This is a genomic window from Candidatus Merdisoma sp. HCP28S3_D10, assembly GCF_052065835.1.
In the GTDB taxonomy this organism is placed as follows: Bacteria; Bacillota; Clostridia; order Lachnospirales; family Lachnospiraceae; genus Laedolimicola.
Genome location: NZ_JBQHTG010000006.1, coordinates 1 through 21161 on the forward strand (window position 1 = coordinate 1; position 21161 = coordinate 21161).

Sequence of the window (21161 nt, forward strand, 5' to 3'; positions counted from 1 at the left end):
CTGCGCGAGAAACCACTTCATCATGGAGCCGACCGGCGGTATCGATCTGGATAACTTCCGTGAGATCATGGAAACTATCCTGAACGCAGGCGTGGAGAAGGTAATTCCGCACGTATACTCCTCTATCATCGACAAAGCTACCGGCAACACCCGCATTGAGGATGTGAAGAAGCTGCTGGCTATCGTGAAAGAGCTGGTATAAGTTCAGAAACAAGTTTTAAATATCAATTGAGTAGGAAGCGGTGACTAGCCGCCGTCTCTCTCACCATCGTGCGTACCGTTCGGTACACGGCGGTTTCAATAATTGACGTGCATGGACTGATAAGCTATCGCTAAATCATAGTAGCCCTAACTTATCAGTCTTTCTTTACTTAGTGCGGGAGTTTACCACTTTGTTTCCAGCATTAAACCCGTATCCTTTAAACCACTTGTACCCAGAGGGTATGATATGTCCATGCGTTTTTTCCTTTCTGTCTCGCTTGATTCGTGCACCCTTTACCCGATTAGTTACGACAGATGTTTTGTCGTTTCTGTAATACGAGACATACTCAAACTTATTTAATGAGACCTCTTTCTCTCCATATATCCGCCACATTTACTCTGCTGCTACAAATGTGATAGTTATTAGACTTCATTTGCTTACAGCTTCCTTCAGATTCCACCTCGCAATGGACACCCTTACTGTTCGACTATACACTTCCCACTATCTGGGCGTGTTCGGGACTTTCTCCCGTTAAAGCATGCCTATGGCGCGCAAGCTAAAAAAGAGGATGCTGTCATCGTTCTGAATCGCAGCATCCTCATTCTTTTATCTTCTCTGTTCTTTTCTCTTTTGTATACTTCATGTGTTCTTGTTCCACGCCTTCCTACAGCGTCAGCTCCTCCAGATTCATTCCCACTGAATTTAGCTTCGCCGCTGTAGCTCTGATTTGATAATCCAGCTCTTCATTGACCGTATCGCCGTTGGCTTTTTTGATACGCTGTAAATTTGCGTACTGATCAATCAGGATCATCAGCAATTCTTTGTCCTGCATTTCTTCCACTCTTGCCACCGCCTTTCTGTATCACCAGTATAGCGGATCCATATTCTGTTTACAAGCTTCTTTTACCCTTCCACCACATACCGGACGTCCGCAAATCCCACCGAATCGCCGGGCCGCAGGCGGGCTTTTTCATTGACGCCCAGGCGGCCGCCGTTTAAGAAGGTTCCATTGGTGGAATTGAGATCCGTCAGGTAATAACAGTCCTCCTCCCGAGAGATTCTGGCATGAATCCGGGAGATTCCCCTAGCTTTCAGCCAGCCGTCTACCGCATCCTTCTTTTTACCAATCAGGAAGCTTTCCTTCTGAATCCGCAGATCCGGATATGCCGCGCTCTCGCTCCGCAGAAAAAGTCCCGGTTCCCTAAGACCGGCCAGACAGGCGGTGCCACCAGAGGTGCTGTCCACCCACTCCGGGAAATGCTCCGCCAACCTACTTCCCGGCTGATTTTCCCGGCAGTAGACGGTTCCCCCGCTACCCTGCTTCGCAGTCTCCCCATAATGCGCCTCCTGCTTTCTTTTTTCCTGTTCCTCCGCTCCCTGATTTTCACGCTGCCCTTCCGCTTCTTTTTCTGCGGTTCCTGCTTTCCACTCTTCCAGAAGTTTTTGGACAGAAGGATTCTCCTCTCCCGCCATCCGGTAAAATTCATAGCCCAGGGTCACCGCCCCGGAATCCTGCCGTTCCAGATGATCCAGCAGATATTCTGCCAGTCCTAACAGCCCTCCGCCTGACTCCTGCGTTTCAAAGGGATAAAAACAAATCCAAACTTTCCAGGTATCCGGATCCAGATAAAGATACTCCGGCTGCAGCAAAATCCGATCCGCATCCAGCAGATATTCCTCACAGATTGCAATCGCCTGTTCCAGTTCTTCCAGAAGCTTTCGCAACTCCGGAAGGCTGATCCGCTTCCTCTCCAACACCAGTCTCAAATTCTGCCGGGAGGTAATTTCATAATAAAGAAGAGCGTCTCTGTCTACTCTCGTCATCCGGCACTCCAGGAACCCCGGTATCCGGTTTTTCAGAAGCATCTGCACCTGATAATTTTCCTGATATTCCTTTTCCTCCAGAACCAGATAATTATGATCCAGCTCCCGTCTGTAGCTAACCTCCATCTCTCTACACCTTTCCTGCCGACTACCGGTTTCGTATCCGCCCGTTACTCTGTCACTTCTTTTATGATCCTGCTTTTTCGAAGGGCACTCACCGGATTGTGCCGCTGTGCGCTTTCCTGTTCCCTGGTCTCCAGCCCTCCCAGAAGCGGCGTGTGGCCCGTGTAGCGCACCGTCACCTTGTCTCTGGTAACCTCCGCGGAAGCCTCCGTCAACCGCAGCAGATACAGCCGTCCCTCCGCAAGTCCTGCTGCCTCCGTCCTGATCCAGTTCTCCAGCTGCGCCTCTGTCTCATACTTTCTTGACGCGCCCTTTCCAGCCAGTTCTGCCGCGCAGGAAGCAAGCACGCTCCGGTCATGCCAGAACAGTCCCAGGCACAACATTACAAAAATAAGCAGAATCAAAAAGGGCATTATGAGCGAAGCCTCCACCGTAAAACTTCCCTTTTTCCATCTCAAATCCATAAAACTATCCTCAGAAGCTGCGCCAGAAACAAAAAGGGAACAAAGGGAAACGTATCCTTCCCATGCGCTTTTCCGGACAACAGCCCAAGGCTCAGAACCCCGGCGCACAGGATCGAACCGGTCAACAGCAGCGCAAAATTTCCGGACACGCCCAGAAATACTCCGGTGGCACATAATAGCCAACCGTCTCCCAGTCCCACCGCTCCCTTCGTAAAAACAGCCAGGAACACCATACCTACGCCGACTCCCAGACCTCCCAGCAGCTCCCATGCCGTCAGTTCATGAAATCCGAAGTTCCACAAAAGTCCCAGGACGAATGACAGGAAAACACTCGGAAGCCAGACCTCCCTTAGCTTCCAGTCCCATACGCTGTTTAGCAACAACAGAACTGCCACATAATATTCCTTCCACATCCTTCAACCTCCACATACCGAGCAGGGTGGTAATACTGTCTCAGACAAGGGTACCGTATGAATTCCGCGAATCAGGGCAGAACAGTTCAGGCTCTGATGATACCGCGTTCCGTCATCTGTGAGAAATACCCGGTCCGCTCCCTCTTTCCAGCATTTCTCACAGGGATAATATTTACCGCCGGAATGATTTCTCAGGCTGTCCACCCGGGAAAGCTCCTTTTGATGAATCGATAACTTTAGATAACGGCAGCCTAAATCCCGATGATAAACGGTACCATAATCCGTCACATAGACCAACTCCGCTTTTTCCGAATTTCCGGAATCTTCCCTGCCTCCAAACCCTGTCCAGCCCCGGACCACCCGTTTCTGTCGGATAGAAACTGGGTGAAACCAGGTAAACCCTGGCGGGAATAGCGCTTGTCCGGAAGCCTGCAGTGTAATCAGGGATTTATCTCTGTCCCAGCTGCTTCCCAGCGCGGAGATTCCATCGGTTCCGTCCCGAAGAACCGCTGTGGCAGCCCTTCCGTCCAAATATTCCTTAAGTTCCTGCTTTTCATATAGTATAACCGCCGCAGAAGATCCGATACTTCCCGTCGTGTCCGAATATACAGCCAGCTCCGCCAGCTGCTTTCCTGTATCCGTCAGGCTTCTTCCTATCTCCGTTTTTAACTGTACCATCACCAGCAGGTACAGAAAGGCAGTTACAACCAGCAAAAAGAACGGAAAGACCAATGCCGCCTCTACAGTCATGCTTCCCTTTTTTCCAGGGGCCCACCGTGATGTTCTCCCGCTGTCAGGGCAAGAAACAGATTGGTCGAAATCTTTGAGATCGGCAGTCCTGCCGCCATTCACTGCCTGGAGAGCTTTGAATTTTTTCAGACATGCCTCTGTACGGGAAAACATCACGGTACACCCCTTTTTACCATTCATAGCAGAATTGCCGCTCTGCCGGATACTCCTGCCCGTTTTCGCAGATTACACGAATCCGGAACGCATCCACACACTGATCCAGATAAAACCGTCTGCCGGATACTTCCTGAATCACTCCTTCCACTGCATCCAGGCTCCGCATGATCCTTTTTTCCCGTCCGGTCAGAATCAGAAGAATACCCAGATACTCCGGATACCTCAGCCCATCCGGATCCCCCTCCCCGTCTGCTTCTGACAGATTGGAGAGATCCATTATCCCACTTAAAGACGTTCTCCAGGTCGCTGCATCCTTCCGGAAGGCCACACGCTTTCCGCCAAGCAGCAGCCGTACGTCCTGCACACTCTCCGCATAAGCCCAGGTCAACAGCAGCACCTGCTTGACGGCCTCCACAAGCCCCGGAATCAATGTGACTCCCACCAGCGAAGCTGCCAGGGCTGTACACTCCGCTGTTTTTCCGGGATCTGATAAAATATAGGCGTAATTTATTCCCTCGCGAATAACCAGCAGCCGCCCACAGACCGTCTCTAGGTTAGCAATATCCGTCTCCTTCCCGGCTATCATATATTCCAGCTGGTAATTGAGCCATGGCCCGCTTTCCTTTTCCCCGCTTAAGAACTCCGAAGCGTCGCTGAAATGCTCCAGAAGATAGGCCAGAAACCAGGCGTCATGGAGCGCTCCCGGCACATTTCTGCCTCTTGCTCCCACTCCCTCCAGAAGGCTCCGTCCGGAGGGACTTTCCTGCAGATCGACCCGTTTTCCGGAAACCGCTCCCGGATCCGGAAGCACCAGATTCAGGATGCTTCCCTTCTTCAGCTGCTCCATCTGTTCCGCCGGATTGGGCGTCCCCTCTTCTTCCTCTTCCTCTCTGCGTTTCCGGAGTTCCTCCAGATTTCCTTTTTCTCGTTCCTCCGCCTCCCGGTAGTCTTCTCCCTTTTCAGAAGCTGTCTGCCCATACCCGGCATATTCTTTCAACCGTTCCAACACCCCTGCTCCACTCTCTGCCCTCATGACCGACACTGCCTGCTCATAGTAGGCTATGCCCTGCTCATCTGTCGCTCTTGCGTAATCCCAGGTTTCCAGAGCCTTCACGCTTCCGGGCTTCAGGTTCAGATTCAGGAACTCCTCTGCTCTCTGATTCAGATATTCCCTCTTCTCTGCGCCTCCGCCATAACCCAGATCCAGATAGAAAAGCCCATAACGCTCCAGCAGTTCTCTATGATACTCCGAAAGCACCGAATACTCACAAAGCTCCAGGGCTTCCTCCATCTGGCTGCGGAAAAGAGCATTGCCTGCCGACTGAAATAAGGCCTCAAAGAAAAACAGCACCACAGAAAGCAGCAGACTTAAAAAAACCGTAATTTCTCCCCGTCTTTGCATCCCTGCTTCTTATACCAGCCGGCTCTGGCTTGTAATTTTATCAAAAATCTCATTCACCAGAGAGGTCAGCTTGCTCTTGAAAATCAACACCAGAGCAATCAGAACCACCAGAATCAGGATCATTTCCACGGTTCCGATTCCCTCCTCGTCCCTCCAGAGCTTCTTCCATAATCTGTTCCATCTCCTTAACAATTTCATCTGTTTCCTCCTTCTATACCTGCATGGACATCCCGGCCGGGATCAGCACCAACAGCATTACCACCGCCAGCGTCAGCACCATTGGGAACAACAGCCTCGTAGCTGCCTTCTCTCCCTGTTCCCGGGCCAGCTCCTTTCTCTGCTCAAAGGCCTCCGTTACCTCGGCCCGCAAAAGCGCGCTCAGACCCTTGTTCCCCTTTTTTAAATTCTGTTCCAGCAGGACGGCCAGCTTCAGATAACAGGGCAGACGGCACCGTAGTCCAAAGTTTTCGTAAGCCCGTCCCTCTGAAACGCCGTTCTGCAGCTCCCGGCAGGTCAACAACATTTCCTCATAGACATAGCGGCGCTTCCCACCTGCTTTCCGCTTCCGTTCGTAATCCTGCGCCATGGTTTCCCAGGCCGTCCGCACTGCGCTTCCCGCTCCCATCAACAGCATCAGCTTACTTACCATCTGCGCATAATCCCGCCGCAGCTCCCATTCCCGCTCCTGCACCTGCTTTTTCAATTCCTGATCTCCGGCCATATATACCAGGATCAGGCAGAGTCCTGTCAGAACCGGGAAAAAAATCACGGTGGAATTCTTTTTTTCCTTCCAGCTTAAGGAAATTCCTTCCACTGCCTTCGGCAGTTCCTCCCGTTCTGACAGGCGGCTTTGCACCCGCAGGCTCTCCATTGCTTCCGCTAAAGCCTTCCTCCACTGCTCCTCAGGGCTTTGAAGCTCCGGAAGCACCCGGACGGCAGCCTCATAGACCCTTTCCTGGCCTTCACACCGAAGACGCCCCCGGATTCCCACAATCGTGCCATCCTCTGTTACCTTTTCCTTTCGGATGCTGCCGTCCAGATTCAGCACCTCATAGGAATCCAGTTCCCAGTCTACGGTAATGGGCGTCCCTTCAATCTCCCGGATCAGCCTCAGATCGGTCCGTACCTCCTCCAGGGAGGAATTTTTTCCGAGGATATAGCTTTCCATTCTCCCAGTTTCTTCCGAAAGCAGTTTTTTTATCTGTTCCGGTGTCATTCCCTGGGGCTCTATCTCCACCGTGATCGCTTCCTTTTCCTTGCCTGAATCCGGCTCCGGAATCGCCCAGAGCTCCTGTGTATACGCCCTGTCCCTTCGCGGCAGAAAATATCCGTTTTCCGGAAGACTGTTTCCACATTCGCGGAGCGCCATGCCAGCTGTCAGAAGCAGTCCGGCCAATGTCACCTGTACCAGCGTCTTCAGTTTCTTCCTGTAGAAGAGCTCCAGCGTTTCTTCCACATTCTGATCCGCGCCCAGAATCCGCAGATTTTCTGCCACAGTCTCCCGGCCCGGATATCCCTTTTCTCCCAGGTTTAACAGACGCCGGTTGATTTTCTGTAAAAGCTTCACCTTACACCTCGATTTCCAACATACGCCTTCCCAGATACCAGGCAGCCAGATACAGGATAAGACAGCCCGTCATCACACACACACCCACTGCATTGCCATAGACCGGATTCATAAAACCCGGACAGCCTGTCCGCAGATACAGCACAATGACAAACGGAATCCCGTTCATAATCCGCTGCTCATAACGGCGGGAAGCCAGTGTTCCCTCAATTGTCCGCTCCGTCTCCACGGTCTGGGCAATGGTCCGAGCCGTATCCTCCAAAATTCCAATCAGATCCCCGCCGCTTCGCTTTCCCACTGCAAAGATTTCCGCAAAGGTCTCTACCTCCGAAAGGCCGCTCCGCGCCGCAAAATCTCCGATAGCCGACTCCAGAGTCTGATTGGAATCCAGCCGTCTCTGCATAGCTGCCAGCTCCTGTACCATATCCGCATTCTCTGCATACAGCATTCTCAGATCCTTTGCGGCTTCCCGCACCGCGTTTTCCACCGAATATCCTGCAGCCAGGGCGGCGGCCATTCCCTGTACTGCATCCTTGAACTGTCCCTTCAGGACGCTTTTCCGCTTCGCCAGAAGCGTCCTCCGTTTTTCCCGGAGATACCAGAAGAAAACCGCCGGCCACAATACCAAAGCCCATAGAGAATTATAAAAACAAAACGCAATCACACCGGTGAGGAAAGCTGCTTCAAGACCGTACCGCAGATATTCCCTTCTGCTGAATCTAAAGATCCCATAATCCACGCCTACAGCCCTCCTATTCCAGCTGCCCGAAGCTTCTCCGTATGGAGAAGATCCGCCTTTTTCTGAAGCTGTCCTACGACCTTTGCAGTCTTTTCCTTCCCCTTTTCTTCCTCGAAGGAAAACAGGGTGCGAAGCCGGATCTCGTCCCGATCCATTCCTTCTATTTCCACAATTTCCAATATCTTCCTGCTTCCGTCCCGGACTCTGCCCAGGTGCACGATCAGGTCTAAGCCCGACGCAATCTGACGCCGCACTGCCGTAAGCGGCAGCTCCATTCCCATCAGCACCATGGTCTCCAGACGGGACAGCATGTCCGCCGGACTGTTGGCGTGTCCCGTACTTAAAGAGCCGTCATGTCCGGTATTCATAGCCTGCAGCATATCGATAGCCTCTGCCCCGCGGATCTCACCGACGATAATCCGATCGGGGCGCATTCGTAAAGACGTCTTAATCAAATCGCGAATGGTAATCTCCCGTTCGCCTTCCGGGTTGGCGCTTCTGGCCTCAAGGGTTACCAGGTTTTCCACCCGGTCCAGCTGAAGCTCCGCATTATCCTCAATGGTAATAATCCGCTCATCCATGGGAATAAACTCCGACAAGGCGTTGAGCGCCGTTGTTTTCCCGGATCCGGTACCGCCGCTTACGAAGATGTTGTATCCGGCCTGTACTGCCTTCTGCAAAAAGCTGACCGCCTCCGGACTGATGGAGCCCCATTCCAGAAGCTGGCGCATTCGGATCGGTTCTTTGGGAAAACGGCGAATCGTCACCACAGGCCCGTTCAGAGCTACCGGATCCAACACGATATTTACGCGGGATCCGTCTGCCAGACGTGCGTCCGCTATGGGACTGGCCTTGGATATACTCCGGTTACAGAAGCTGACCATCTGCTGTACCACATCCTCCAGCTTCTCTCTGGAAGAAAAGCATCCTTCCCAGCGGGTCAGACGCCCGCCCCGTTCCACGAATATGTCCCGGGGACCGTTTACCATGATCTCGGTAACGTCCGGGTCTTCGATCAGTTCCTGCAGCATATCCAGTCTTCGCATAGAATTGAATAATTCTTTCTGAAGCTGCAGCTTCTCATCCAGAAGCAGATACCTTTCTCCACTTTTCTTCAAAATTTCTTCGTCAATCAGCGCCAGAACCTCCTGATCCGACTGCTCCCTTGACAAATCCAGACGCTCCTGCACCCGTTTCTGAAGCTCCCGGGATAATGCTTCCCAGTCCTTTCTCAAGGCTCGCACCACCTTTTTCCTTCTGCCTTCACCAGCAGCTCCAGTCCGTCATAGGCGGACAGCTCCAGCCTTTTGCTGTTCTCCAGTATCTGCTCCCGTTCCATGAGCTTCAGTGTCTCCTCATACTGCCGCAGCTTCGCCGCCGCGATCTCATCTGTCTCCACTGGTGTGTAGATGCCGCTGCATTCCTCCAGAAGCTCATACCAGCCGTCCACTGCCCCGCTTAGATCCAGAATAACCACCTCATAGCGGCTCTCTTTCTCCAACAGTTCCAGCAACGCTTTCCAATCCTCCCGCTTTATGTTCTCGTATTCCACCGGAGAGCGCAGAGGCGGAATGTAATCCAGTCCTCCCATAGAGCGGAGCATCCCATCCAACTTCCAGCCAACAGCCGGTTTCTTCTGCTTCATAAAATACAGTAGTTCCGATAAGGTCCAGTCCCCTTCCGCAGGATACAGATCCGCAAAGCCGGAGTACTCCTCCAGATTCAGATACAGTGTCCGTTTTCTCTTCGCAATTTCCTTCCCCAGAGCCAATGCGAAGCCCGTCTTTCCGGTCCTTCCAATGGGCGAATAGATACCGATACACTTCATTTTTTCTGCGCGCAGCACCCTTCCCGGGGCTGCTGATGTCTGAACTGAATAGAATTCCACCGCCTGCCGGAGAATCTGCGGGCAGGACTGATACTTATAGATCATCGGATATTCCGTTTGGGAGGAAGCCTGATACTCGTCTCCCGACAACAGAATGATATTTCCGTATTCCTTCTCTTTTGACAGCTTCCCCGCCAATTCCTCTGACAAAAGCAGAATGTCTACCGGGTGCTCTTTTGTATAGGCGGAAAGTTCCCCGCTGTCGGTAAATCCATGAACTGTCAGCAAAGATGCCTGACGCCGGTTCGCATACTCCGCGAACCGCTGCACATACTCCCGCTCTCTGCTGCAGACCGCCATCTGCCTCCCTCTCATTCTCTACACCCCGGAACACAGCAATAATCCTGTCATCAGACTGAGCCACAGCTCCAGTCCCAGAAATACTGCCGCCAGAAGGAATGGCTTCGGCCTTTTCTTTTCCCCTGTTACACGCAAACTGATCCCTTGTCCTCCTTCCACTCCTTGTCCACTCAGGAATTATGGTTTGATACAAACCTAAGACAGTACCGACAGCCTTTCCGCCGGTCTTTTGTAAGAATTCTTGATTGACTCAACCGTCACCTCTGACGGTAGTTCAAGTATAGCCCCTGTGCTCTCGTTTGTCTATTGTAAATGCTTCACAAAATTCCCAGGGCCGCAATCCCATAAAGAAGCCCAATCCCGCTGATTCCAAGGCTTCCTGCCGTACAAAGCGTCAATGGATTCAATCCCACAGAAATTGAAATATTCTGGGATAGGAACAAGGCGTTGATAACCTGAATCCCGATAGCGCCGAATACGGCGCGGATGAGAAAGTTGATAATTTTCATAGAACCGCCTGCTTTTTTTATTATGTATACAGTCCATTTCCCCGATTTATACATACGCCGCCTGAAAATAATTCACCCAACCAGGTTTTTCCGTATATTTCCTGTTCCATCGGTCTATACTCCTACTAGAACAAAGAATCCTGCTTGCAGGATTCTCCGCCTGCGGCGGGTCGCTTCAGCTACATCATTCCACTCCGCCGCAGCGCGATAATTTTTTTTATAATAGGAGAGTCCATCGGAATATCCTATTTATACAAAAGACTTTTCAGATACGGGGGATTTTATGGGATTATTCAAAAAAGATGAGCCGCTGGAGGAATACGAACGCTTCTCGGCCCGGCGGCAGCTGATGGAAGATTTGACGCTTACAAAAAACGCGCTGGACACAGCCTACGCGAATTTCGAGACGGTGGTTGATCCGGATCTGATCGACTGCTATACTTATGAGATTTATTCGGTGCAAAAACGGTATAAATTTCTGCTGGAACAGGTGCGGCAGATTGATTTACAGAAAATAATGTGATAGACTTTTCCTAAAAGAAACCAAAGAAAAAGAGGGCTTCTTATGAATTCAGATATTCTTTCTCAGATTGCGTCCTCACGGCCGACGATTAAATTCTGCAGCCTTTTTAACGGTCTGTCCCCCCTGTGGGATTATTCGCTTCACAGTCATCCTTACATGGAACTGATTTACCGGAAAAAAGGCTTCGGGAAAACGGCTCTGCTGGACGAACTGGTCTCTGTGTTTTTTACCAGCAAATCCTTTCTTGCTAAAACATTTCAAACAGGAAACCGGGAAAACCATTATCGAATATCTGAACGATATCCGAATTGATACAGCCAAAATGCTGCTTATGACTACCACGAAATCTGTGGAGGAAATTGCCTACGCTGTGGGCTATGAATCGCCCAAGTATTTTGCGCGTATTTTCAAATCTGTCGTTGGCATAAGCCCGTCCGCTTTCTGCCGACAACAAAAGCACGGTCAGTAAGCCGTGCTTTTATTCTGGCATTTGTTCGGGCCGGTATGGCTTGGAGCAACTCATTGGGAGATGTCTGCTCCAGGACCTGGTTATAGAAAAAACACAATTTTCACTTCGAACACCGGTTATCCGGATGACTTCTTAAGGACAAAGAGGAAAAAGGGCGTTTTCCTCTTTGTCTTGTGTTTTCCGTCATCCATTTTTATAATTATATATGCATTTTTATCTGATTCATAGAAGTATAATTGCATTTTTATAGGACAAAATCGTCATTTGTATTTTTGCAGGAGGTAGATTATGGCTCTTAGTATTTCTGCGGTAAAAACCGATCCCTACGGAAGAGAGGCTGTCGCCCACGGCAATCTGGCCTTTCCAGTAGGCGCTTATCAGGAGGACTTTCTGGTGGATCTGGTCCCCTGGCACTGGCACGAGGAATTTGAGACCGTCATCATCACCGAGGGGCTTTCCCATGTACATGTGGAAAATACTATTTTGCCCCTCCGCGCCGGGGAAATGCTGTTCATCAACTCCGGTATCCTCCACAGCCTGAACAACGGCCTGCCGGAGCCTTCCTTCGGCTGTTCCGTAGTCTTTCATCCCCGGATTCTCGGCGATCTCGACACGGTCTTCTGGAAAAATTACGCCGCGCCCCTTCTTCAGGACAAGCGTCTCCGGTTTCAGCATTTTTCTCCGGATATCCCCTGGCAGAAGGAATTTATCGACCATCTCACCACAGCATGGGATGCCGTGGCCTGCGAACCCGCCGACTATGAAAATGAAGTCCGCTATCATCTCACAAAAGCCATCTCCCTGCTGCTGACCCATTACACGCCCTCCGGAGAGGTCGCGTCCACTCACGAAAGCGTAGCCGCCGAACGCACCAAGCTGATGCTCCAATACATCCAGACCCACTATTCCGAGGAGCTGACCCTGGAGCAGATCGCCGCCAGCGCCGCAGTCAGCAAGAGTATGTGCCTGCGCTATTTCCGCCAGATTATCGATACCACGCCCATCCGCTATCTGCTGCGATACCGCATAGAAAAGGCCGCCGGGCTGCTCCTTTCCACCGAAAAAAAGGCCGGGGAGATCGCCACAATCTGCGGTTTTTCCGATATAAGCTATTTTACCAGACGCTTCCGTGAAATCAATGGCTGCACCCCTCTGGAATACCGAAAAGAAAATATATAATTTCTAACGAAACTTTTTATTCTTTTATTTGAAAGTTTGAATTGACGTAGTGACCGTTCAATGGTAGTATAATATATATACGAAAGCACTATGATTTACGTTCAAAGGAGGTCACTATGAAAAACGAAAACCATTTCGGCACTTTAACCGAACGCATGCAGGCTTTTCGCGAAGAAGTTCTGGATGAGAAACCCTATGTGGACGCCGAGCGTGCCATCTGGGCCACGGAGGCTTACCGTGAGAGCCTGAACCAGCCCAGGGTCATGGTGCGTGCCCTGATGCTGCAGAAGATTCTGGAGCATATGACCGTCTATATTGAAGATAAATCCCTTCTCGCAGGAAATCAGGCTACCAAGAACCGCAATGCTCCCGTTTTCCCCGAATATACCCTGGAATTCGTCATGAATGAGCTAGATCTGTTCGAGAAGCGCGACGGCGACGTGTTCTACATCACTGAGGAAACCAAAGAACAGCTTCGGTCCATCGCTCCCTTCTGGGAGAATAACAATCTCCGCGCCCGTGGCGAAGCCCTTCTGCCCGACGAGGTCAGCGTCTTTATGGAGACCGGCCTGTTTGGCATGGAAGGCAAGCTGAACGCCGGAGACGCCCACCTGGCTGTGAATTACGAGCGTCTTCTGAAAGAAGGACTGCGGGGTTACGAAGCCAAGGCCCGCGCCTGCAAGGAAGCCCTCGACCTGACCGACCCGGACAGCATCGACAAAAATGTATTCTATAAGGCCGTTCTGATTGTCATCGAAGCGGTCCGGGCTTTTGCGCTCCGCTACAGTAAACTGGCCGCTGATCTGGCCGCCAGGGAAAGCGACGTCGCACGGAAAGCCGAACTTCTGGAAATGAGCCGTATCTGCGCCAAGGTTCCCTACGAACCCGCTTCCAACTTCCGCGAGGCTGTACAGTCCGTCTGGTTTATCCAGCTGATTCTGCAAATTGAGTCCAACGGCCATTCCTTAAGTTACGGCCGTTTCGACCAGTATATGGAGCCCTATTATGAGAAGTCCCTGCAGGACGGAACCATCACCAGAGAGGAAGCTCTGGAACTGCTGACCTGTCTGTGGATCAAGACCCTGACCATCAATAAGGTCCGTTCCCAGGCCCACACCTTAAGTTCCGCCGGTTCGCCCATGTACCAGAATGTCACCATTGGCGGCCAGACCGTGGACAAAAAGGACGCTGTCAATCCCTTAAGCTTCCTGGTACTCCAGTCTGTGGCTCAGACCCGTCTGACCCAGCCGAACCTGACGGTCCGCTATCATGCAAACCTGGATCCGAAATTTTTCGACGAGTGCATCGAGGTCATGAAGCTGGGCTTCGGCATGCCGGCCCTGAACAACGACGAAATTATCATCCCGTCCTTTATCCAGTGGGGCGTCAAAGAGGAAGATGCCTATAACTACAGCGCCATTGGCTGCGTGGAGACCGCCGTTCCCGGAAAATGGGGCTACCGCTGTACCGGCATGTCCTACATTAACTTCCCCCGTCTGCTCCTCTGCGTCATGAATGACGGCGTGGATCTGACCAGCGGCAAGCGCTTTGTAAAGGGCTACGGACGCTTCCAGGATATGGAGAGCTACGAGGAGCTGCTAGACGCCTGGGATAAATCCCTGCGTGAACTGACCCGTTACAGCGTCATTGTGGAAAATGCCATCGACAAGGCCTCCGAGCGGGATGTGCCCGATATCCTCTGCTCTGCCCTGACCGACGACTGTATCGGCCGCGGCAAGACCATCAAAGAGGGCGGTGCGGTCTACGACTTTATCTCCGGCCTTCAGGTGGGCATTGCCAACATGGCGGACTCCCTGGCCGCTGTCAAGAAGCTCGTCTATGATGAGAAAAAAATCACCCGGGATGAGCTCTGGAATGCGATTCTCGACGACTTCCAGTCCCCGGAGAACCAGAAGATTCAGGAAATGCTCATCAACGACGCGCCCAAATACGGCAATGACAACGACGACGTAGATCTCCTGGTGGTACGCGCCTACGACACCTATATCGACGAGATTAAGAAATACCCCAGCACCCGTTACCACCGCGGCCCCATCGGCGGTATCCGCTACGCGGGAACCTCCTCCATCAGCGCCAATGTGGGGCAGGGTATGGGAACCATGGCCACTCCGGACGGACGCCACGCCTTTGAACCGCTGGCCGAGGGCTGCAGTCCGGCCCATAACTGCGACAAGAACGGCCCCACCGCCGTATTTAAGACCGTGTCCAAGCTTCCCACCGACAAGATTACCGGCGGTGTTCTGCTGAACCAGAAAATGACGCCCCAGGTACTGTCCAGGGAAGAGAACAAACAGAAGCTGGAGATGTTGATCCGCACCTTCTTCAACCGACTCCACGGCTATCATGTCCAGTACAATATCGTGTCCCGCGAGACCCTGATCGACGCCCAGCTCCATCCGGAGAAGCATAAAGATCTGATCGTCCGCGTGGCAGGCTACAGCGCTTTCTTCAATGTATTATCCAAGAAGACCCAGGACGATATCATCGGAAGAACGGAGCAGTCTCTCTAAGTCCAGCTTCTCTGCCGGCCAGCAAAGGAGGTTTTTATGACATCCATGAAAACGAAACGTTATGCCATCGCAGCCCCGACCAGTATGGGGCTGCGCATCACCCCGGAAAACCGGATGAGTGTGCAGAACAGCAATTTATTCTATATGCAGGCCACCAGCGCCGAATCCAACGTCCTGAACGTGGCGTCCTCCCTAGGACGCGAGTGCCTGATTCTTACAAAATTTGTAAAAGGAAGTCCCATGGCGGATTTTATCCGGCGTCAGCTTCGCGCCCGCAATATCGCTTTTGAAGGCGCGGAAGTCGATCAGGGCGGCCCCTGGGGCTATCGTCATCAGTTCAATATCGCGGATTCCGGCTTCGGTCTCCGGGCGCCCCGGGTCTGGAACGACCGGGCAGGCGAAGTGGGCCGCACCCTTTCCATCGACGAGTTCGATGTGGAGCGCATCTTCGGCCAGGAAGGCGTAGGCATCCTGCATCTCTCCGGCCTGATTGCGGCCATGAGTCCCGAGACTACCGCCTGCTGCCTAGCTCTCGCCAAAGCGGCGAAGCAGTACGGCACCCTGATTTCCTTTGATCTGAACTATCGGGCCACCTTCTGGGCCGGACGGGAGGCTGAGCTTCACCAGGCTTTCCACGAGATCGCTTCCCAGGCCGATATTCTCATCGGCAACGAAGAAGATTTCCAGCTCTGCCTGGGCTTTGAAGGCCCCGAGACCGGTGGCAAAGACCTTTCCGAGAAAATAGATTCCTTCAAAGGCATGATTTCCCAGGTAAAAGAACGTTACCCTCATACCCGCATGTTTGCCACCACCCTCCGGCAGGTGCTTTCCGCCAATGAACACCTCTGGGGCGCCATTCTTCTGGCTGACGGCCAGTGGTACGTGGAAGAGCCCCGTCCGATTCAGGTTCTGGACCGCATCGGCGGCGGCGACGGCTTCTCCGGCGGCCTGCTCTACGGCGTGCTGAACGGCTGGGCTCCCGATAAATGCCTGCAGTTCGGCTGGGCGTCCGGCGTCCTGGCCGCATCCAGTCTCAACGACTATGCGGAACCGGCAGATGAAAAACAGGTCTGGGATATCTATAAAGGCAACGCCCGCGTGCAGAGATAAGGAGGCATACAGAATATGAAAAAAGCAGATATCGGTCTCATCGGCCTGGCCGTCATGGGCGAAAATCTGGTCATGAATATGGAATCCAAAGGCTTTACCGTGGCTGTCTACAATCGCACCACCGAGAAAGTCGACAAATTTGTAAACGGCCGCGCTTCCGGCAAAAACATCATCGGCTGCCACTCCCTGACCGAGCTGGTGGACGCCCTGAAAAAACCCCGCAAGGTTTTCCTGATGGTAAAAGCCGGCCAGGCCGTAGACGATATGATTACACAGCTGTTACCGCTTCTGGAGGACGGCGATATCATCATAGACGGCGGCAACTCCCATTTTCCCGACACCATCCGCAGAACCGCTTCTGTGGAAGCTCAGGGAAAACTCTATGTGGGAACCGGCGTGTCCGGCGGCGAAGAGGGCGCGCTCAGGGGCCCCAGCATGATGCCCGGCGGTTCGCCTGCTGCCTGGCCCTTCGTAAAGCCCATCTTCCAGGCCATCTGCGCGAAGGTGGAGGACGGCAGCCCCTGCTGCGACTGGGTCGGCGAGAACGGCGCAGGCCATTTTGTGAAAATGGTACACAACGGCATCGAATATGGCGATATGCAGCTGATCTGCGAGGCTTACCAGCTTATGCGGGATCTGCTTGGTATGTCGGACGACGAGATGCAAGAAGTCTTTGCCTGTTGGAATCAGACGGAACTGGACAGCTACCTCATCGAAATTACGCGGGACATTCTCGCTTACAAGGATACCGACGGCAGCCCCATCGTGGAGAAGATTCTCGATACGGCAGGACAGAAGGGAACCGGCAAATGGACCGGCATTGCCGCCCTGGACGAGGGCGTTCCGCTGACCCTGATCGGCGAAGCCGTATTCGCCCGCTGCCTCTCCGCCATGAAGGAAGAGCGTGTGGCGGCGGCGTCAGCGTACCGGCGCGCCATCCCGGCTTTTACCGGCGACAGAAAAGAGATGGTGGAAGCCATCCATCAGGCTCTCTACGCCAGCAAAATCATTTCCTATGCTCAGGGCTATTCCCTGATGCGTACGGCGGCGGAGCACTACGGCTGGAACCTGAATTACGGCGGCATCGCCCTCATGTGGCGCGGCGGCTGTATCATCCGAAGCGTTTTCCTGGGTAAAATCAAGGAAGCCTACGACGCCAATCCAGCCCTCGCCAACCTGCTGCTGGATCCCTATTTCCGTGAGACCATGGAGCGGCTGCTTCCGGCCTGGCGGAAAGTCGCGGCGGCAGCCATCCAGTACGGCGTCCCGGCTCCGGCTATGACGGCGGCCTTAAGCTATTTCGACGGCTACACCACCGACCGGCTTCCGGCCAATCTTTTACAGGCGCAACGCGATTATTTCGGCGCGCACACCTATGAGCGGCTGGACGCTCCCCGCGGACAGTTCTTCCATACCAACTGGACCGGCCACGGCGGCGATACCGCAGCCAGCACTTACAACGCTTAATTCAGACTGTATCCCCTGAAAAAACCGACTGTCCGGAGCTTATCATAAGCCCGGGCAGCCGGTTTTCCTTCGCTGTATTTACTTAAAGCTGGCGTCCAGTCCCCTGTCCAGGAATACCTGGATGTACTTCTGCAACTGCTCCGGATGCAGCTGCGGCACACCGCTCATCTCATACTCTGTCTCCAGCTGCTCGTATTTCTTTTCCCCGAACTGATGGAAAGGGAGCAGATGTACCTCACGGATTCCAAGTTTACATAAGTTTTCTGCCATCCCTGCCGCATCCTTCAGGCTGGCATTGAACTTCGGGATCACCGGAATCCGGGCAATCAGCGGAATCCCCTGGGACACTGCGTATCCCATATTTTCCAGAATTATATCGTTATACACGCCTGTCTTTTCAAAATGCTTTTCCCGATCCCAATGCTTCATATCAAAAAGAAGCAGGTCAATATACTCCACAAACTCCCGAAATACCTCGTGGCTGGCATACCCGGTAGTCTCCGCCGCGCAGTGCAGTCCCCGGCTCTGCGCCTCCTTCAGAAGCTCCACCGCAAAGGCGTGCTGCTGCAATACCTCACCGCCGGACAGGGTGATACCGCCCCCGGATTCCTCATAGAACTCCCGGTCCTTCTCCACTTCCTCCAGCACCTCTTCCACGGTCCATTCCCGGCCAATGAGCTTCTTATCGCCCGACGCCAGCGCCTTCTTCCGGAAGCGGTTCTGGGATTCCGGGTTAGAACACCAGCGGCAGCTTAAGGGACAGCCCGCGAAAAATACGGTGGAGCGAATGCCCGGTCCGTCGTTGATACTGAACTTCTGAATATTAAAAATAAGCCCTTTTTCTGCTGAATTTCCCATGAAATAACTCCTTTTTCTTTTCTTATTCTTAGTTTATCATTCGCATTATTGTTTGTAAACTTATTTTTGAAATTATTTTATATTTCGTTTGAAATATTCTTGAAGTTTTTAGCGAAAATATGTGGCATTATTTTCCCACTTATTATATAATAAATGCAAAGGAGAACGAAGCAAATGAAAGAACGCCATTTACAAATCATAAACCTCGTCAATGAGAAAGAAAAGGTCAGCGTCCAGGAGCTGTCCGAGCTTCTGAAGCTCTCCATGGTAACTATCCGCAAGGACCTGGAGGAGCTGGAGTCCCAGGGACTCTTAAGACGTCAGCACGGCTACGCCACAAAGGCCTCGCCGGACGCCATCAATTCCCGTATGGCTTTCCATTATTCGGAGAAAAAGGCCATCGCCAAACGGGCCATGGAGATCGTCGAACCCATGGAGACCATTATGATTGAGTCCGGTTCCACCTGCGCCCTGTTCGCGCTGGAGGCGGCCATTCAGAAAGACGTCACCATTATCACCAATTCCGCTTATATCGCCCGCTACCTGAATCAGGTGCCTACCGCGCACATTATTCTGCTGGGCGGCGATTACGATACGGTAGCCGAGGTTACCACCGGCCCCGTCACGCAGCTCTGCGCCCGGGAATACCACGTAGACAAGCTGTTCGTCGGCGTAGACGGCTACACCGAGGAAAACGGCTTCACTAATATCAATCACACCCGAAGTGCCGTGGTAAAAGAATTCGCGAAGCAGGCCGACCATGTTATCGTGTTGACCACCTCCGATAAATTCGGAAAACGCAGCGTCGCCAAGCTGTTCGATTCCGAAGAGGTCTCCATGGTTGTTACCGACGACCAAATTACCCCGGAATGCAAAGAGACCATGGAACGCCACGGCATCCAGGTCATCACCACCACGACACAGGCATAAAAACACCGCTTTTTCGGTTTGCTTTTTTCCGGAAAAGCGGTATTTTTATCTTCTTATACTTCTTTTAAACAGGTTTCTATCTCGATCGCCACGCCGTCCTCTTCATTGGTACAGGCCGTATGATACGCCGTTGCTTTCAACACTTCCGGGTCCGCATTAGCCATGGCCATGCCTCTGCCTGCAGTCTTCAGAAGCGCCAGATCGTTGGTTCCGTCGCCGAACGCCATACATTCCTCCAGCCCGATTCCCAGATATCCGCACAGGAATTTTAGTGCTAGGCCCTTATTCGCCTTAGCCGAATTAATCTCAATGTTGTTCGGCAGGGATGTGGAAATCTCCAGATTGGGAAAATGCGCCTTCATCTCCGGCAGTCTCCGGTTCCTCTCCGGAATTTCCCGGAAATAATACTGAATCTTCTGAATCGTCGGCTCTATATCGAAGATCCTTTTCTCCATATTTTTCAAAGGCCGGTACACCTGCTTCCCAATCTCTGCCGTAAGCAAAGACAGCTTCTGACTCCGCCCGGGTCAGCTCTGCCCGGTGCAAAATCCTTTTTTCTTTCACGTCATAAATCTGCGCTCCATTGACCGTTATGGCATAGCGGACAAAGGGCATATTCTTTACCACATCCGGCATGCCGTCGTAGACTCTGCCTGTGGAGGGCACCAGATAGATGCCGCGATCCGCCGCATTCTGAAGCGCGGCCATGGTTCTCCCGGAAACTGTCTTATCCTCTTTCAGAAGCGTTCCGTCCAGGTCGAACGCAATCAGTCGAATACTCATATTATTTCACCTCAGTCAAATAATAACTCAACCGCGCCGATAAGTCCAGAATCGCTTCCCAGCTCCGTCTGAAAAAATTCCACCGGGAACTCATTGGTGTGATACCGCTCAAACTCCTCTTTCATCCGCCCGAACAGCTTGTCGCCCATGGCCAGCAGACCGCCGCTGAATACGATGCAGTCGATATTCAGAAGCATGTAAACGTCGAAAATCCAGATGGCCAGATAGTGGGCCATCTGTTCTACAGCCCGGATGGCTACTGCGTCGCCTTTCTCATATGCCTCGTTGATATGGCGGGTCGTAATCTGATCCACGCCCCCTGCCAGTTCCGGCAGAATAGAGCTTTCCCCGTCTTCTTTGATCCATTTTTTTACATATTTTAAGATTGCTTTTCCGGAACCCAGAGAATTAAAGCAGCCCACATTGCCACAGCTGCAGGCCATGCCCACCTCTTCCGGCACTGCAGCAAGCATATGCCCGCTCTCGCCGGATGCCCCGTTGCTGCCTCGAAACAGCCTTCCGTCAATGATCATGCCGCTGGAGATTCCGGTGCTGACCGGACAGTACAGCATATTCCGGCGTCCCCGGCCAGCGCCCTGCCGATATTCCGCCAGCGCGCCACAGTGACAGTCATTGTCCATGACGATGCGGATATCCTGATCCAGCCTGGATTTCAGGTAATCCACCACCGCAAAATTATTAAGCTTCGGCAGACTGGCCGTCTTCGTCAGGGCTCCCTTTTCAAAATCCACAAAACCTGTGATCCCGATGCCGATACCCTCTACGGTTCCGCCACGGTCTCCCGCCTCCTCCATAAATTCCCGGATAATCTCCAGCACCGGCTCAAAAAACTCCTGGCCTTCCTTCTGATCATCCGAAGCTGTCTGCTTTCTCACCAGCAGCTTGCGCGCTTCATCAAACAGACCGTAAGCAATCTTCGTACCACCCACGTCAATTCCAATATAAAACTTCAT

24 protein-coding genes are annotated in these 21161 nt (G+C 52.5%); 8 read left to right on the plus strand and 16 right to left on the minus strand.

The features are described 5' to 3' along the window. On the plus strand, positions 1 to 202 hold a 202-nt coding region (locus tag ACTNCH_RS12140; RefSeq protein ID WP_441019434.1), incomplete at its 5' end, for a KDGP aldolase. Between the two features lie 664 nt (positions 203 to 866). Here ACTNCH_RS12140 and ACTNCH_RS12145 read toward each other — a convergent pair. The 12 genes from ACTNCH_RS12145 to ACTNCH_RS12200 form a co-directional block, all read right to left on the minus strand. Then, entirely contained in the window at positions 867 to 1043 is a 177-nt protein-coding gene (locus tag ACTNCH_RS12145) for a hypothetical protein (protein ID WP_441019474.1), read from the minus strand. Positions 1044 to 1105: 62 nt separating this feature from the next. Then, complete coding sequence (locus ACTNCH_RS12150) at positions 1106 to 2152, minus strand: DUF6382 domain-containing protein (protein ID WP_441019435.1); 1047 nt, start codon at positions 2150 to 2152, stop codon at positions 1106 to 1108. A 44-nt stretch (positions 2153 to 2196) separates the two neighbouring features. Further along, a complete protein-coding gene (locus ACTNCH_RS12155) occupies positions 2197 to 2613 on the minus strand; it encodes a TadE family protein (RefSeq protein ID WP_441019436.1) in 417 nt (138 codons plus the stop codon). Next, the gene (locus ACTNCH_RS12160) at positions 2604 to 3026 is read right to left on the minus strand and encodes a prepilin peptidase (protein ID WP_441019437.1); all 423 of its coding nucleotides are present in this window, start codon (positions 3024 to 3026) and stop codon (positions 2604 to 2606) included. Before ACTNCH_RS12160 ends, ACTNCH_RS12155 begins: the two co-directional genes overlap by 10 nt. Before the next feature lie 3 nt (positions 3027 to 3029). Continuing rightward, a complete protein-coding gene (locus ACTNCH_RS12165; protein ID WP_441019438.1) occupies positions 3030 to 3776 on the minus strand; it encodes a hypothetical protein in 747 nt (248 codons plus the stop codon). Positions 3777 to 3945: 169 nt separating this feature from the next. After that, entirely contained in the window at positions 3946 to 5334 is a 1389-nt protein-coding gene (locus ACTNCH_RS12170; protein ID WP_441019439.1) for a DUF5702 domain-containing protein, read from the minus strand. A 9-nt stretch (positions 5335 to 5343) separates the two neighbouring features. Then, positions 5344 to 5532, minus strand: coding sequence for a Flp1 family type IVb pilin (locus ACTNCH_RS12175; RefSeq protein WP_441019440.1), 189 nt, complete (start codon positions 5530 to 5532; stop codon positions 5344 to 5346). A gap of 13 nt (positions 5533 to 5545) precedes the next feature. Then, positions 5546 to 6901, minus strand: coding sequence for a secretion protein F (locus ACTNCH_RS12180; protein WP_441019441.1), 1356 nt, complete (start codon positions 6899 to 6901; stop codon positions 5546 to 5548). Between the two features lies 1 nt (position 6902). Beyond that, positions 6903 to 7640: a type II secretion system F family protein gene (locus tag ACTNCH_RS12185; RefSeq protein ID WP_441019442.1), complete on the minus strand. Its 738-nt coding sequence runs from the start codon at positions 7638 to 7640 to the stop codon at positions 6903 to 6905. Positions 7641 to 7642: 2 nt separating this feature from the next. Then, entirely contained in the window at positions 7643 to 8875 is a 1233-nt protein-coding gene (locus ACTNCH_RS12190; RefSeq protein ID WP_441019443.1) for a CpaF family protein, read from the minus strand. Further along, entirely contained in the window at positions 8872 to 9843 is a 972-nt protein-coding gene (locus ACTNCH_RS12195; RefSeq protein WP_441019444.1) for a hypothetical protein, read from the minus strand. The genes ACTNCH_RS12190 and ACTNCH_RS12195 overlap by 4 nt, the downstream gene beginning before the upstream one ends. Before the next feature lie 302 nt (positions 9844 to 10145). Continuing rightward, positions 10146 to 10391, minus strand: coding sequence for a pro-sigmaK processing inhibitor BofA family protein (locus ACTNCH_RS12200; protein WP_441019445.1), 246 nt, complete (start codon positions 10389 to 10391; stop codon positions 10146 to 10148). A gap of 229 nt (positions 10392 to 10620) precedes the next feature. On the opposite strand from ACTNCH_RS12200, the gene ACTNCH_RS12205 reads away from it, so the two are divergent. From ACTNCH_RS12205 to gnd, 6 genes are all read left to right on the plus strand, one after another. Further along, entirely contained in the window at positions 10621 to 10860 is a 240-nt protein-coding gene (locus ACTNCH_RS12205; protein WP_158363866.1) for a DUF2508 family protein, read from the plus strand. 244 nt (positions 10861 to 11104) lie between these two features. Continuing rightward, entirely contained in the window at positions 11105 to 11329 is a 225-nt protein-coding gene (locus ACTNCH_RS12210) for a helix-turn-helix domain-containing protein (RefSeq protein ID WP_441019446.1), read from the plus strand. A gap of 288 nt (positions 11330 to 11617) precedes the next feature. After that, positions 11618 to 12508 carry an AraC family transcriptional regulator gene (locus ACTNCH_RS12215; RefSeq protein WP_441019447.1) on the plus strand — a complete coding sequence of 297 codons (891 nt, stop codon included), beginning with the start codon at positions 11618 to 11620 and terminating at the stop codon, positions 12506 to 12508. Positions 12509 to 12624: 116 nt separating this feature from the next. After that, entirely contained in the window at positions 12625 to 15039 is a 2415-nt protein-coding gene (locus ACTNCH_RS12220; protein WP_441019448.1) for a glycyl radical protein, read from the plus strand. A 36-nt stretch (positions 15040 to 15075) separates the two neighbouring features. Then, the gene (locus ACTNCH_RS12225; RefSeq protein ID WP_441019449.1) at positions 15076 to 16149 is read left to right on the plus strand and encodes a PfkB family carbohydrate kinase; all 1074 of its coding nucleotides are present in this window, start codon (positions 15076 to 15078) and stop codon (positions 16147 to 16149) included. A 15-nt stretch (positions 16150 to 16164) separates the two neighbouring features. Continuing rightward, positions 16165 to 17616: a decarboxylating NADP(+)-dependent phosphogluconate dehydrogenase gene (gene gnd, locus ACTNCH_RS12230; RefSeq protein WP_441019450.1), complete on the plus strand. Its 1452-nt coding sequence runs from the start codon at positions 16165 to 16167 to the stop codon at positions 17614 to 17616. Between the two features lie 78 nt (positions 17617 to 17694). On the opposite strand, the gene ACTNCH_RS12235 is transcribed toward gnd, so the two are convergent. Then, complete coding sequence (locus tag ACTNCH_RS12235; protein WP_158363861.1) at positions 17695 to 18474, minus strand: glycyl-radical enzyme activating protein; 780 nt, start codon at positions 18472 to 18474, stop codon at positions 17695 to 17697. A 174-nt stretch (positions 18475 to 18648) separates the two neighbouring features. Here ACTNCH_RS12235 and ACTNCH_RS12240 point away from each other — a divergent pair, with 174 nt between their 5' ends. Continuing rightward, positions 18649 to 19404, plus strand: coding sequence for a DeoR/GlpR family DNA-binding transcription regulator (locus ACTNCH_RS12240; RefSeq protein ID WP_158363860.1), 756 nt, complete (start codon positions 18649 to 18651; stop codon positions 19402 to 19404). Between the two features lie 53 nt (positions 19405 to 19457). Here the strand turns inward: ACTNCH_RS12240 and ACTNCH_RS12245 are convergent, their stop codons facing one another. Genes ACTNCH_RS12245 through ACTNCH_RS12255 form a run of 3 tightly spaced genes read right to left on the minus strand, consistent with a single transcriptional unit; the run spans position 19458 to position 21161 of the window. Beyond that, entirely contained in the window at positions 19458 to 19826 is a 369-nt protein-coding gene (locus ACTNCH_RS12245; RefSeq protein ID WP_441019472.1) for an HAD family hydrolase, read from the minus strand. Then, positions 19711 to 20187: an HAD family hydrolase gene (locus tag ACTNCH_RS12250; protein WP_441019451.1), complete on the minus strand. Its 477-nt coding sequence runs from the start codon at positions 20185 to 20187 to the stop codon at positions 19711 to 19713. The genes ACTNCH_RS12245 and ACTNCH_RS12250 overlap by 116 nt, the downstream gene beginning before the upstream one ends. Positions 20188 to 20198: 11 nt before the next feature. Then, positions 20199 to 21161 (minus strand): ROK family protein, encoded by a 963-nt coding sequence (locus ACTNCH_RS12255; RefSeq protein ID WP_441019452.1) that lies wholly within the window; start codon positions 21159 to 21161, stop codon positions 20199 to 20201.

What these genes read in the sequence shown, in the direction of transcription:
- ACTNCH_RS12150 (WP_441019435.1), bottom strand. Translation starts at nt 2,152, where the DNA reads ATGGAGGTTAGCTACAGACGGGAGCTGGATCATAATTATCTGGTTCTG.
- ACTNCH_RS12155 (WP_441019436.1), bottom strand. Translation starts at nt 2,613, where the DNA reads ATGGATTTGAGATGGAAAAAGGGAAGTTTTACGGTGGAGGCTTCGCTC.
- ACTNCH_RS12160 (WP_441019437.1), bottom strand. Translation starts at nt 3,026, where the DNA reads ATGTGGAAGGAATATTATGTGGCAGTTCTGTTGTTGCTAAACAGCGTA.
- ACTNCH_RS12165 (WP_441019438.1), bottom strand. Translation starts at nt 3,776, where the DNA reads ATGACTGTAGAGGCGGCATTGGTCTTTCCGTTCTTTTTGCTGGTTGTA.
- ACTNCH_RS12170 (WP_441019439.1), bottom strand. Translation starts at nt 5,334, where the DNA reads ATGCAAAGACGGGGAGAAATTACGGTTTTTTTAAGTCTGCTGCTTTCT.
- ACTNCH_RS12175 (WP_441019440.1), bottom strand. Translation starts at nt 5,532, where the DNA reads ATGAAATTGTTAAGGAGATGGAACAGATTATGGAAGAAGCTCTGGAGG.
- ACTNCH_RS12195 (WP_441019444.1), bottom strand. Translation starts at nt 9,843, where the DNA reads ATGAGAGGGAGGCAGATGGCGGTCTGCAGCAGAGAGCGGGAGTATGTG.
- ACTNCH_RS12200 (WP_441019445.1), bottom strand. Translation starts at nt 10,391, where the DNA reads ATGTATAAATCGGGGAAATGGACTGTATACATAATAAAAAAAGCAGGC.
- ACTNCH_RS12205 (WP_158363866.1), top strand. Translation starts at nt 10,621, where the DNA reads ATGGGATTATTCAAAAAAGATGAGCCGCTGGAGGAATACGAACGCTTC.
- ACTNCH_RS12215 (WP_441019447.1), top strand. Translation starts at nt 11,618, where the DNA reads ATGGCTCTTAGTATTTCTGCGGTAAAAACCGATCCCTACGGAAGAGAG.
- ACTNCH_RS12220 (WP_441019448.1), top strand. Translation starts at nt 12,625, where the DNA reads ATGAAAAACGAAAACCATTTCGGCACTTTAACCGAACGCATGCAGGCT.
- ACTNCH_RS12225 (WP_441019449.1), top strand. Translation starts at nt 15,076, where the DNA reads ATGACATCCATGAAAACGAAACGTTATGCCATCGCAGCCCCGACCAGT.
- gnd (WP_441019450.1), top strand. Translation starts at nt 16,165, where the DNA reads ATGAAAAAAGCAGATATCGGTCTCATCGGCCTGGCCGTCATGGGCGAA.
- ACTNCH_RS12235 (WP_158363861.1), bottom strand. Translation starts at nt 18,474, where the DNA reads ATGGGAAATTCAGCAGAAAAAGGGCTTATTTTTAATATTCAGAAGTTC.
- ACTNCH_RS12240 (WP_158363860.1), top strand. Translation starts at nt 18,649, where the DNA reads ATGAAAGAACGCCATTTACAAATCATAAACCTCGTCAATGAGAAAGAA.
- ACTNCH_RS12250 (WP_441019451.1), bottom strand. Translation starts at nt 20,187, where the DNA reads ATGAGTATTCGACTGATTGCGTTCGACCTGGACGGAACGCTTCTGAAA.
- ACTNCH_RS12255 (WP_441019452.1), bottom strand. Translation starts at nt 21,161, where the DNA reads ATGAAGTTTTATATTGGAATTGACGTGGGTGGTACGAAGATTGCTTAC.